Below are 12,667 nucleotides of genomic sequence, written 5' to 3' on the forward strand. Positions count from 1 at the left end.
CATTGAGATTAACCCAACCAGGAGTTGTCAAATCACCTACAGGCTCCATATCCCAGTAAAGCGGTTCATTGGCGAAGAAGCTATGATTAGAGCTAGTTTCCCATCCGATCATATCAGGATGCTTTTCCAACGCAGCACCAAGGAACGGTCCTATCAATTTAAGAGCTTCTATTGTTGGCTTGCCTTTCACAGCTTGCCAGTCAAATCCAGTTTCTTTAAGAAGATCTTCGCGGAAGATAAAGCCATTGCGCTTGGCAACGCCCCATTGCTGATAATTGACAACTGAGTAAATTTTACCGTCTACTTTCGCACCATCCCATAGACCTTGAGGGACGCGGGCATACGTTTCCGGCGCAAGCTTGGGAAGTAGATCAGTTAAGTCTGCATAAGCACCTTTGGCGGCGTTTTCAAAGTAATTAATTCCACCCCAGTATGCAGTAAAAGCAAGATCCCAGTCATCGCCAGAATTAATCATCAAATTCATTTTTTCAGCATATGTGCTGCCGTCAACCATAATGAAATTCAATTTGGCATTGATTTTTTCACCAATAATTTCGTTAGCTTTTTTCATAATACGCTCAGACTCATTGACAGGCGAGTTCATCATGTAGAAGTTAAGTTCAACGAGTTCTTCTTTTTCTTTCTCTTTTTCTGGAGCCTTTGTCGCAGCAGGTGAAGCCGTAGGATCGCCGTTAGCAGCGTTCGGTGTAGCCTTTGAACAGCCAGACACGATCATCGTGAGAAGCAGTGTTAAGCTGATCAACATCATAGAAAATTTTTTCATCGATATCCCCCTAAAATTTTTAATTTATTCTCAACTAGATGTCTGTAAAAATTATTCTTTTACAGCACCTATTGTTAAGCCTTTTTCAAAATACTTTTGTAAAAATGGATACAATAATATAATTGGACCGATGGCCAGAACACAAGTAGCCATCCGTGCACCTTCACTAGGAAGCATGCCGATAGCGGCTTCCATAGATTTAGAGGCTGCTGCATTGGCTTGCAAATAGCCGATATTGTTCATTAAAGATTGCAGTAAATATTGCAAGGTATACAGCTTCGGCTTTTCGATATACAAGGCAGTGGTCATCCAGTCATTCCAGTAAGAAATCGCGGTGAACAGACCTATAGTCGCAAGTGACGGTTTAGAAAGCGGAAGTGCAATACTGAAAAAAGTACGAATTTCACCTGAACCGTCTATGCGTGCAGATTCGAACAAGGAACTAGGAATCGATTTGAAAAAGTTTTTCATAATGAGCACGTTAATCGCTGACACAAGAAAGACGACAATGAGTACCCAGATCGTATTTTTAAGATGCAAATATCGTGTAATTAAAATGTAGGATGGAACAAGTCCGCCATTGAACAGCACGGGAAGGTACACGAATAAAGTGAGTGCATTACGATAGGTAACCTCAGGTCGTGTCAACGAATACGACAGCATCGAAGTAACAAGTAAATGCAGCAGCGTTCCGACAACGGTTACGAAGATCGTAACGCCGTATGCATTGGCAATCGAGCCTGCTCCGCTAAAAACGTATCGATAAGATGAAATATCGAACACTTTGGGAAATAAATGATATCCGTCAACCATAAGCGACTTTTCAGATGTAAACGATATCGATACAACCAATAGCAACGGAACAATACAAGCTAGTGCTGATACAATGAAAATGAGATGAATCATAACCTTTGAAAGATGAAGCTTTCTTACTACCATGGAACTCCCACCCTCCTTCCTTCCTTTCTCTATGTTGAACGATTAAAATAATGCGCTGTCTGGGTCTGTTTTCTTAATAATATAATTAGAAATCAGGACAAGAACGAGACCAACCACTGCCTGATATAGACCAATTGCAGCTGACATGCCGTAGTCGTTCAGTTTTTTCAGAGAGCGGAATACAAGGGTGTCGATAACATCCGTTGCACCATATAGTGCTCCTGAATCATTGGTAATGGTATAGAATCCATTCCAGTCGCCTAATCCGCCATTGAATAACTTTCCTACCCATAACAGCGTAAGGACGATAATTATCGGTTTCAGCAGCGGCAGTGTAATAAATTTGACTTGCTGCCACTTCGAAGCGCCATCCAATTGAGCAGCTTCATAATAATCCGTATTAATCCCCGCGATCGCTGCTACATACAATACCGAATAGTAACCGATATTTTTCCACAGATAGGCAAAGGGAAGAATATAGCGCCAATAAGAAGGCTCACTGTACCAGTAAATAGCTTCTCCACCATTTGATTCGATAACATTGTTGACAATACCTCGGTCTACACTAAGCATACCGAACACAATATACTGGACTACAATCCATGAAAGGAAAACTGGCAGCAATATAGCACCTTTATAGGTGGCTGAGAGCTTTTTATTTTTCAYTTCGCTCAATAGAATGGCCAATATTAGTGCACCGAGAGTAACGGCAGCCATTTCTATAATATTGTAGAACAGGGTGTTGAACGTAACAATTTTCGCTGTTTCAGATTTAAAGAAAAATTCGAAATTTTTGAACAGCGGATCTATCCATGGGCTTCCAAATATACCATCGCGTGGGTTGTAATCTTTGAAGGCGATAATGACACCGCCCATTGGGATATAACACATGATGGCAATAAATAGTAGTCCAGGTGACATCATTAGATAGAAGGGAAATTGTTTTTTTGCGCTGCGCAGTGTTCGGTTATGAATTGGTTTTGCAACAAGTTTCATTGAGTTCACCCCCTTCAGTTGGATTGCGTTTCTGTCTTCCTTTATTCTAGGTACAAGGACCTCTTTGCTCAACAATCAAAACTACGGTTCTCTTTGTTTTTCTACACAAACCTAACTACAAAAAATAAGAAAATCTCCGAAGAATCATTAATCGTTGTGACGCTATAGGGCTAATTATGCTAGTATGCTAATATGTTAGTAATTGCAAGTACAGAGAAAATCGAAGTCGTATCAACTAGGAGGTCATAATGAAGCAAACGAGTGTAACAAAAAGAAGCAGTACGAGCTTTCTGCGTAAATCTTTTTTCTCTTTTCTAATTATTACGATTCTGATCACTGTGTTGCTTACTGTATTTTTGACCATAAATTATTTGCGTACGAGTATTTCAATGATTAACCGTTTTAATCATGAGCTGATTGAACATTACAATTACAGTATTACGTACCTAGATGAGACTGCAAAGAAATTGGGGAATACGCTGTACAGCGATAAAGATATTCTTCAATTCATTAATATGAAGAAAAATGATGATATGGTAGCGATTATGGCAAGCAAGGTCATTGATAAGCACTTTCTAACACTAAAAGATATCGAGAGCGTGTATCTTTACAATGCTGGTTTGGATGTTTTTTATTCATCAAGGACCGGCGAACGCCAACCAGCTTCTACATTTTCAGATCAGGCGATTGTATCACTGCTAACCGAGAAGAAATTTGTAGCTGAGTATAATGGTCGGCCCATTGTGACAGCGGTAGATGAAGCGACGCAATCGGCTGATACATGCTCCTATATATTATTTGAACCGGGAGAGAACGCGTCAGGCTTGAAAAATGCCATTGTCGTTAACATTCGAACGAAAACGCTTACGGATTCCATTCAAGCGATCAATGGTAATGACCCTGAAACGAAATCGTCCTTTTTAGTAGTGGATACGAATGGGTCTATTCTAAGTAAGGCGCTCACATCAGAGTTTGAAGATAATAGGAGTGATGTACGCGCATTAAGCCAGCAAGTACATGAACTTGAAAGCAGCAATAATCAGATAAGAAAGATTGGCGGAATCAGTTACCTTGTATCAAGTAGTAAAAGTAATGCAAACAACTGGTACATCATGGGCCTTACTCCTGTTAAAGAAACGTTTAAAGAGGTCATTAAGGCATCATTTATGTCTGTAGGTATCGTAGTTGTTATATTCATAATTTGTGCAATCATTTGTTTGTATTTGGCTCGCAGACTGAACTATCCGATTCAAGCGATTACGAAAATGTTGAATGGCGAAGCTCCCGAAAAAAATGACAAAGTCGTTCAGGATATGGAGGAATTCGGATTTATTTTGTCTGTATTCGAATCTATGAAGGAGAAAAATCAAGAGCTTGACAGAATAATCCATGATGCAGGTTATGCTGTCAAAGAAGATTTTCTCAATGCATTATTAAGTGATAGCAACACACATTCCAAAGACAAAGTGCTGGGGAAATTGAATGACATCAATCTGGATTATATCGCCACGAGTCAGTTGTGCATGTGTGTCATTAAAATTGATAATTACAGCCAATTTGTATCTGTGAACAGTCAGAAGGAACGATGGGCACTACGCTATGCTATTTTGAATATTGCAACAGAACTGGCAGAAGACCACGGTGTGTGCGAAATCTTCAGCTGTGAGCCCGATAAATTCGTAGTGCTTATGGATTGTTCCACAGTAACCCAATATAAAGTGCTGCAGGAGAAAGTGGAGCAATATTTGCGCGAGGTGCAAAGTAATACACTCAAGTATCTCCGTATTTCTTTATCAATGGCGTACAGCACGATGTTTCAGGGGCTCGAGCATTTGCCTAGCACGTACAATAATATGAAGGACTCCATTTTGTTGAAGATGCGCTACGGACATGGCTCTATTATTACTCCTTACATGATGGATGAAATCAACACGGATAATATCCACATCTCCGTCAAGAAAGAGGAGCAGTTAATCGAGAAAGTGCTCGAGGGCAATTATGAATCTGCTGCTGCAACCTATCAAACGATAAGCCCAATGCTATATCAATACACGTACAATGAAATTGTGTATTGCATTGTTCATTTGATTTACAGTACTTACTCCAGTGTGCTAAGTAAGATGCCTGCTGTGAAGGATAGCCAGGATTTTACTTTACAGCAGTTTTTACGCGGAATCCAAAATGCAGAAGTAAGTGCAGATATAGACAGCGTGATGGATGCGTTTTTACAGAAGCTATGTAATAAGGTAGGGGCTCTCAAAAATACATCTAATAGTAATGACCATTTGATACAACGCGTGATCGGAATTGTCGATCAAGAATATTCCAACAGTGAATTATGCCTTAGCTTTATCGCCGAAAAACTACGGCTATCATCGAACTACATCGGCCAAATATTCAAAACAGCACATGGACAGTCTATTGCGCAGTATATTTTCGATACGCGAATGCAAAAGCTGGATGAATATATGCGTAATACGCAATTGCCTTTAACGTCCATTATCGATAAGGTGGGACTAGAGAGGAATAATTATTTTTATACGCGCTTTAAAAAGCATTTTGGAATGTCCCTGAGTGAATACAGACTGCAGCTGGGGCAAGAAATAGATCATGAAAATGATATGACCGTTTAATAGTAGATTTGCTGCTGAAGAGCCTAATTCCATTGCGGAATTGGGCTTTTTTTTGCTTGAAAGACATCGGCTATAACGAGCTCCGGATCCAATTTCATCTGATCGTAACGGAATGGAGTAAATGCGTAACCATCCATTTCTTTTCCTCCAGCCAGCGGACTGCAAATGCCCAGCACCTGCTCGGCGCTGGGCATTCAGTATGAAACTCTATTGATTTCTGCCTGTTAAGATCTCTTCCTTATGTGGATCCGGCCATGGTGAATCATAGCTTGGAAGGTTCGCATAGCGGGTTAAGGAAAGCTTCGGTCGACACCCCGTACCAGGGGCCAGCTCGATGCTAAGCCACTTATCACCCACAGCCGAGCGCTGAATCTCCTTGCCCTGCTGGTTGAACATGACCGCTTCTTCGAACTGGTGCTCTCCGAACGGTAATTGCGCTATTCCCTATCCGCTGCGGAGCGCGGGCCAACATCGGACAGATCAATCGGTTGAAAACCGAGTGCGAAAGCAGGCGAATCCTCCTGCAACATGAAGTTTCTCCCTGCCGGGTCTACTAGAAGTGGGTCGGCATGAACGGAATGTAGATCATAACCGAGCTGTTTCATATCCTCCAACGATCGCGGGTCCTTCAATGAAAAATTCGCCCGTTCATCGTGATGTTGATTGCCAAATACCAACTCATTGCCGGAGATGTCCCAGAACAAGTTCAGATCGCTGTAAAATCCCTTCTTGTCAAAATGGCCGGAATAGCCGGTGACAAACATAGGCTGTCCATCGGAGATGAAAATGTTCTTCTCGAACGTGAAGGAACGATGAGCCTCCACTCGGCTAAGGGCCGACTGGCCTTCGCGGCCGAAAGCGAATATATTGTTGCGCACGATGTTTTCCCGACCGTAATGCTGATGGAACACTTGACTGCTTGTATTGAAGCATATGTTGTTCTCGATAATAAGATGAGCGCTCCCTTCGTCCGGATAAATCGCCCAGCCGCCGTAATTGCATTTTTCAATATCATGAATGAGATTGCCGCGAATGACCGTACCCGGCTGGACACCGAGGGTATATATTCCACCCATATCGCTAAGAAGGCCATGACCGATATCGTGAATATGGTTTTTCTCGATCTTGTTGTCCTTCGATACATTCTCGCCATAGCCCCACACCCAGCCGCAGGAAATCCCCGTGTAATAGAGATCATGGATATGGTTGTGCGAGATGACATTGCAAAATGAATGGACGGAGAGAATACCGCAAGCACTGTGAAAAATACGCCCGCCGGCATGAATATGATTATCCGTGATGCGGTTGCTTCCCGTTCGCAGCAGTATGGAGCCGCTGGCATCCGCCCCGTCCAGCTTGATCCCGCCTGCCCCCATATCGGCAATCGTATTGCCGACAATCCGGTTAGACGTACAGCCCTCAGACAATTCGATGCCGTACCAGCCGATTCTCTCGATCCGGCAATCCTCAATCGTACAATAACGGGCTCCGCGCATATGGATCACGCCGGGAATATGGAAGTCTGCTTGTGGAGCAGCGGCAAAATCAATACCTGGCAGCTCGAAGCGTTCCCCGCCTCCCTTAGGCTGAACCCAATCCGTGTGCGCAAATGTCAATCCTTTGAATGATACGTATTCCACGTATTTCTCTTCTTCCGGCTTGCCCGCAAGCTTCAGCAGTTGATGAGCCGAGCAAGCGACAAACTCCGTCTCCTCCAAGATTTCACCAGGAAGTGGGATGTAATAAACTTTACCGGTGGCACGGTCGAGATACCACTGACCTTGATCAGTTAAGGCTTCGAACACATTCTCCACATAATATTTAGCGTAGCGCTTGGCAACATCGTCTTTGAGCACAAACATGCTCTTCCGGCTCGACTTCACCTCTCCTGATAACGGGTTGAAGGATTGTACCGGCATTCTTTCCTCGATCCAGTAGTGCAAGGCGACGATATCCACGTCATTCATATTGCGCCAAGACGCGTCGATGTCGCCCTGTGCGCATACGAACGTATCCGTTCCTGCAAATAGTTCACTGGTCATCCCTTCGTTATGAATTTCAGTTCCCGGCACATTCTTCATCCAGTAAAAGCCCTGTTTGGGCAGACGTGTCCGCATGCGGCGCTCTCCGCCTACGAACAACTGCCGAAAGTAATGATTTCCTTCGGCACCCCCCGGCATATCGGCCACCCACATCGCAATGCCGCCTACCGTCTCCTCCCGCCAGCCACTTATCCGAACACCCCCATCCACTATAGGTTGTTCTCCGGGATAGGCAGCAAACGTGACGGGGGCCGAGTCCTCCGGTGTAAATAAGATCGGCTCCGCTTGATAGTAATGACCACCGCGAAGCCAGACCGTAATCGGTCCCAAGAGCCTAGCAGATTGCTTCATTCTTCGAATGGTATCCCGCGCTCCCGCGATCGTTGCCAAGGGCCCATCCGTTTTATCCACATTGGGCTCCGGCTGTCTGCCCGTCCAGTTATCGTTGCCTTTTGTAGAAATATACAGATCATTCTTACTCACTTGTTCTCTCTCCTTTCGAAAGTCATGGCTTTATCAACAACAGCTGCAAAAATAGATTCACGTACCTGCATTAGGGGTTCCCGGCAGCTTAACGGATGCGCTACGTTGCCGGGAACCGGATGTTAGTACTTCGATAAGGCTGGGCTATATTGGTTCTACTCTTTATATTGACGATTGTAACCTTGCTGATAAATTTCCAAATATTTCTCCAGTCCAATATCACTCAAACTTTTTACATATTTATCCCAATCATTGTCCAGACTCATGTCTCCTGTAATGAAGCGAATCGTTGATTCTATAACATAGTTGGCCAACTCGACCGATATCGTCTGAATTTGTTGGCTTTCTTCAGCAAGAAGCTTGATCGGCGGAAGTACAGATAATGAATCGTTCTGCGGAATATACGGCTCATATTTATTTTTTGTTTCTTCAAGCAATAATTTCTCAAGCCCCTCTATCGCAAAAAGATCGACGTTCGGATCTACTGCTTCACCGAAACGGTACTCATCTGGTGCATAGTTGATTCCATTCTGCATGAGTGATTCATTCTGCGGTTCTTCAATATACGGAACAATCCTTTTCGTTAAAGCTGGTTTCCCGTTCAATCCTACATCCCCCGGTTCAGGGTCGTCCCATCCTATTCCTTTCATCCCCATTCCTTTCATTCTAGCTCCATCTAGACTATACATGTAGTCAGCCCAACGAAGTGCAGCTTGCGGATTTTTGCTCGTTGCCGGAATATAGAACGCTCCTGGGACCGCGGCATCATACTTGAAGTGAGTCGCGTATCGGACGCCTTTCGGGCCTTCCAGCGGCGCCAGTGTGACGTAATTCTTATATCGCTCTGGGTTGGATGCCGCATCTATAATGTTAACATTCGCTCCAGAAGCGAAGGCACCCAATATTTCAGCATCCGGATTGGCGGCCAATTGCCTCAATTGATCGTTATTTTGTGTGTATGAAGGATTATAAATCAAACCCTCTTTATACAATTTCTGAGTATATTTCAAACCTTCGCGGAACTCCGGCGTATTGACAATCGTTTCTACATTGCCGTCTTTGACGATAAGTCTCATATCGTTAGCACCATTGGTGTATGTAAACGCATTCATAATAAAGATGTTAGGATCTGAAAACCAGCCCTTGGCAGCTCCGGCAAACGGAATTTCATCGGCCTTGTTGTTGCCATTCGGATCATTCTCCTTAAACGCTTTCAATACCTGATAAAACTCTTCTGTCGTTTTCGGTTCTTTCAGTCCAAGCTTATCCAGCCAGCTTTTGTTAATCCAAAGCTTTTGCGCCATGCTGCAATGATAACAATCATTCCATGAAGGCAAGCCGTAAATACGTCCGTCCGTTGCCGTAATTACGCCGCGCATCGCATCATGTTTCTCCAATACTTTTTGGAAATTGGGAGCATACTCTTCAATCATGTCATCCAGCGGCAAAAACATCTTTTGATTGGCAGCATATTGCTCTTCATCAAATCTGACACCAAAAAACGCATCCGGCAAATCGCCGCTGTTTAAGATCAGATTCACCTTTTCTGTAGCAGAATCAGCCGGAATCATCTCCCATTCGATATGAATGTTCGTCTTTTCCTCGTACCACTTGATGAAACTATTCGTTTTGAAATCGATGATCATCGGATCTTGTACGACAAGGAATTTGAGCGTCGTCTTATTTTTTACAATCGGAAATCCCTCTCCGGCAGCAACTTCGCTGTTCTCTCCGCCTGCATTACCGGAATTTGTGTTATTAGAAGAGCAACCTGACGCAATGATGGCGAAGACAAGGATAAATGTAACGAGCCAGTTCAATCTTTTATTCATATTAATAATGGCCTCCTCTAGTATTTCTTTTTATTATAAGACTTGCCCTCAAGCTTCTAGCCTTTTATAGAACCGATCATCACCCCTTTGACAAAATACTTTTGTACAAACGGATAAATGAGCAAGACTGGGACGCTCGCCACTACAATGACTGCGTATTTGAGCACATCAGCAAGCCCCTGCTTGCGCTGCAGCGCTTCAAAATCCTTCATCATCATAGGGTCTATATTATTGAGCACTAGAATGCTCCTCAATATAATTTGCAGCGGGAACAGCTCCTGTGAATTCAAATAAATAAGGGCACTGAAGTATGTATTCCAGTGGCCGACACCGTAATAAAGCGCCATTACAGCAATAATCGGTGCTGATAGCTTGACCGCGATACTGAGCAAAAAGCGGAAGTCGCCCGCTCCGTCAATTTGCGCCGCTTCATACAATTCCTGCGGGATCGTTACTTGGAAGAACGTCCTCGTAATGATGACATTCCACACGGACATCGCTGCCGGAATAATCAATGCCCAACGGGTATCGAGCATTCCTAAATTTTTGACAAGCAAGTAACCAGGAATCAATCCCCCTGAAAAAAACATCGTAAATACGAAAAACATCATCACGGCATTTCTTCCCTGCAATTCTTTGCGGGAAAGTGGATAAGCGGCAATCACCGTCATAATCAAATTCAGCGATGTGCCAATGACCATATAAAACAGAGAATTCATGAAACCGGTAATCAGCTGCGAGTTTTTGAAGACTGCGGCATATCCTCTCAAGGTTGGCTCCACGGGGAAAAACCACACTTTCCCTGCAATCACCGCATGCGGACTGCTGAAGGATGCGCTGACAACATACAGCAGCGGGTATGTCACCACAATAAAGCTCATGCATAAAAATAAATAAATGAATACGTCGAAAATCCGGTCTCCGACTGTAAGTTTGATCAGCCTGTTCATAATGCCTCCTTTCTCCCAAGTGCACGCTGCGATATCATATGCAGCACGTGGCCAACGACAACCTCATCCTGTTCCGCGCTTACCAGAGCCCGGAGTCTGTTAATTTTCTCGCCGTAAAATTGGCGATGACAAGCAAGATCAGATTAATAACCGAGTTGAATAAACCAATCGCCGTAGAAAAACCAAAGTTAGAGTTGACGAGACCCACTTTATACACATAAGTCGAAATAATTTCGGATGTCGACAAATTCAAATTGTTCTGCATCAAAAAGATCGTCTCAAAACCAACATTCATGATGCCGCCGCAGCTTAATACGAGCATGATGACAATGGTGGGCCGAATGCTCGGCAAGTCCACATGCCATATCCGTCTTACCTTACTGGCTCCATCTATAATACTTGCTTCCTGCAAATCTTTACTTACCCCAGCCAGGGCAGCCAAAAATATAATAGCGCCATACCCTGTTCCTTGCCAGAGCCCCATCGAGACATAGATCGATTTGAAATATTCGGGTTTACCCATAAAATTTATCGGATCTCCGCCGAATAGTCCGACAAACTGATTCACTAGACCGGAACGGGGATCCAGCACTTGCATGACGATCCCGACCAGAATGACCGATGATACGAAATAAGGCGCATAAGTTACCATCTGCACCGTTTTCTTGAATAACCGACTTCGAACTTCATTCAGTGCAATAGCCAGCAGAATAGGCAGTGGAAAACCAGCTACAAGCGAAAATATGCTGATAAGCACCGTATTTTTAATGATTCTCCAGCTGGAAGGTGAACTGAAAAACTGTTCGAAATGAGCAAGACCCACCCACGGACTGCCGAGAATACCTTTAATCGGCTGAAACTGTTTGAAAGCAAGAGCTACCCCATACATAGGAGCATAACTGAAGAGAGCGACATAAATAATTGGCGGTAAAAGTAAAACATACAATGGCCAGTGAGTACGCATTTTCTTGAAAACGTATGCGAATTTTGATTTTGAAGGCGGCTGATACTGGGATTTACTCAAAACTGCTGTATCCGTTTTCATAATTATTTGTCACCTCCTTCCCTTCCTCAAATTTAATATCAATTTGCCACTCAAAAATATCAAGAGCAGCCGGATTACGCAACAGTCATTAATTAGAGGGCGGACATTTTTTCGTCAGGCATAAAATTTGAGAGGTACAGTTCGCGGAATTCACAGCGGACACTTCTTAATAAGCGGACAAGGTGAAACGGCTGTCGCCGTCCTTATGGCGGTGGCGCGTTTCATTCCGGAGAAATATAGCGAAAGTATGGCAAAATGATATACTTTCCTATATTTCAAAAAAGGCGTCCACTGTTTGGTCTTATGACCGCACAGTGAAGCGCCTTTGGTTTCATTCAAAATTTGAGATAAGTCGTAGGAGGAACCCCCATCACTCTTTTGAAAGCTCTACGGAATGTTCGATCACTGCAGTATCCAATCATCAACGCAACATCTTTGACCTGTGCCTGCTGACCCTGGAACAACTCACAAGCACGTTGTATTCGTAAACTTTCCACGTAATCGCTAAAAGTCATCCCCAGATGATCTTTAATAAATTGGTACATTGTCGCTTCCGTTGTTCTAAATTCTTCCGCCACCATGAACAGGGTTATATCGTCACGCATATAGTTCTGGTGAATGAAGTTCTCCACTTGATCCCGCAGCTCTGTTTTGGCAGATTGGTTTTTCACATGAACAACTTCACAACAATCCAGATACGCTTCACCGATCCGTTGGAAAAGTTCCTCGATGCTGTCTTTTCTCTGCAATTCTCCGATGGTCAGTTCACCAATTGCTGTATCTTTTGTTTGGTCCAACCCTCTGGATACCGAACCAACCATCAAATAGAGTAGCTGCTCCGCATTCGGTACGGTTAAGTTCCGTTTTTCGAAATTTTCTGTGTACAAAAGCGCTAAGACATGCTCGACATCCGTTCGATTACCCGATTTAATACTATTAATCAATCTTAGCTCTAGGTCAATC

Annotated in this window: 10 protein-coding genes; 1 reads left to right on the forward strand and 9 read right to left on the reverse strand. The window is 43.6% G+C overall.

Annotated features, from left to right (window positions below; genetic code table 11):
- The 3 genes from AC1DWN_RS17210 to AC1DWN_RS17220 all read right to left on the reverse strand — a co-directional run.
- Positions 1-784: hypothetical protein (locus AC1DWN_RS17210; protein ID WP_477560130.1), on the reverse strand; the 784-nt coding region annotated here is incomplete at its 3' end.
- A gap of 51 nt (positions 785-835) precedes the next feature.
- The gene (locus AC1DWN_RS17215; RefSeq protein WP_477560131.1) at positions 836-1,723 is read right to left on the reverse strand and encodes a carbohydrate ABC transporter permease; all 888 of its coding nucleotides are present in this window, start codon (positions 1,721-1,723) and stop codon (positions 836-838) included.
- A 42-nt stretch (positions 1,724-1,765) separates the two neighbouring features.
- On the reverse strand, positions 1,766-2,719 hold the full coding sequence (locus tag AC1DWN_RS17220) for an ABC transporter permease (protein ID WP_477560132.1): 954 nt from the start codon (positions 2,717-2,719) through the stop codon (positions 1,766-1,768).
- A 248-nt stretch (positions 2,720-2,967) separates the two neighbouring features.
- Between AC1DWN_RS17220 and AC1DWN_RS17225 the strand changes: the two genes are divergently transcribed.
- Positions 2,968-5,352, forward strand: coding sequence for an AraC family transcriptional regulator (locus AC1DWN_RS17225; RefSeq protein ID WP_477560133.1), 2,385 nt, complete (start codon positions 2,968-2,970; stop codon positions 5,350-5,352).
- A 23-nt stretch (positions 5,353-5,375) separates the two neighbouring features.
- Here the strand turns inward: AC1DWN_RS17225 and AC1DWN_RS17230 are convergent, their stop codons facing one another.
- The 6 genes from AC1DWN_RS17230 to AC1DWN_RS17255 all read right to left on the reverse strand — a co-directional run.
- The gene (locus tag AC1DWN_RS17230) at positions 5,376-5,546 is read right to left on the reverse strand and encodes a hypothetical protein (protein ID WP_477560134.1); all 171 of its coding nucleotides are present in this window, start codon (positions 5,544-5,546) and stop codon (positions 5,376-5,378) included.
- Between the two features lie 243 nt (positions 5,547-5,789).
- The gene (locus AC1DWN_RS17235; RefSeq protein ID WP_477560135.1) at positions 5,790-7,877 is read right to left on the reverse strand and encodes a right-handed parallel beta-helix repeat-containing protein; all 2,088 of its coding nucleotides are present in this window, start codon (positions 7,875-7,877) and stop codon (positions 5,790-5,792) included.
- A gap of 155 nt (positions 7,878-8,032) precedes the next feature.
- On the reverse strand, positions 8,033-9,709 hold the full coding sequence (locus tag AC1DWN_RS17240) for an ABC transporter substrate-binding protein (protein ID WP_477560136.1): 1,677 nt from the start codon (positions 9,707-9,709) through the stop codon (positions 8,033-8,035).
- A 56-nt stretch (positions 9,710-9,765) separates the two neighbouring features.
- Positions 9,766-10,659, reverse strand: a complete 894-nt coding sequence (locus AC1DWN_RS17245) for a carbohydrate ABC transporter permease (protein ID WP_477560137.1) — start codon at positions 10,657-10,659, stop codon at positions 9,766-9,768.
- Positions 10,660-10,738: 79 nt separating this feature from the next.
- Complete coding sequence (locus tag AC1DWN_RS17250) at positions 10,739-11,704, reverse strand: ABC transporter permease (protein WP_477560138.1); 966 nt, start codon at positions 11,702-11,704, stop codon at positions 10,739-10,741.
- Positions 11,705-12,039: 335 nt separating this feature from the next.
- Positions 12,040-12,667, reverse strand: a 628-nt coding sequence (locus AC1DWN_RS17255; protein WP_477560139.1) for a helix-turn-helix domain-containing protein, incomplete at its 5' end; no start/stop codon positions are given.

Source organism: Paenibacillus sp. P4_A7, from assembly GCF_056402455.1.

Excerpts from the sequence above, each read along its gene's own strand:
- AC1DWN_RS17230 (WP_477560134.1), bottom strand. The coding sequence starts at position 5,546 with ATGCCCAGCGCCGAGCAGGTGCTGGGCATTTGCAGTCCGCTGGCTGGA.
- AC1DWN_RS17245 (WP_477560137.1), bottom strand. The coding sequence starts at position 10,659 with ATGAACAGGCTGATCAAACTTACAGTCGGAGACCGGATTTTCGACGTA.
- AC1DWN_RS17225 (WP_477560133.1), top strand. The coding sequence starts at position 2,968 with ATGAAGCAAACGAGTGTAACAAAAAGAAGCAGTACGAGCTTTCTGCGT.
- AC1DWN_RS17215 (WP_477560131.1), bottom strand. The coding sequence starts at position 1,723 with ATGGTAGTAAGAAAGCTTCATCTTTCAAAGGTTATGATTCATCTCATT.
- AC1DWN_RS17240 (WP_477560136.1), bottom strand. The coding sequence starts at position 9,709 with ATGAATAAAAGATTGAACTGGCTCGTTACATTTATCCTTGTCTTCGCC.
- AC1DWN_RS17250 (WP_477560138.1), bottom strand. The coding sequence starts at position 11,704 with ATGAAAACGGATACAGCAGTTTTGAGTAAATCCCAGTATCAGCCGCCT.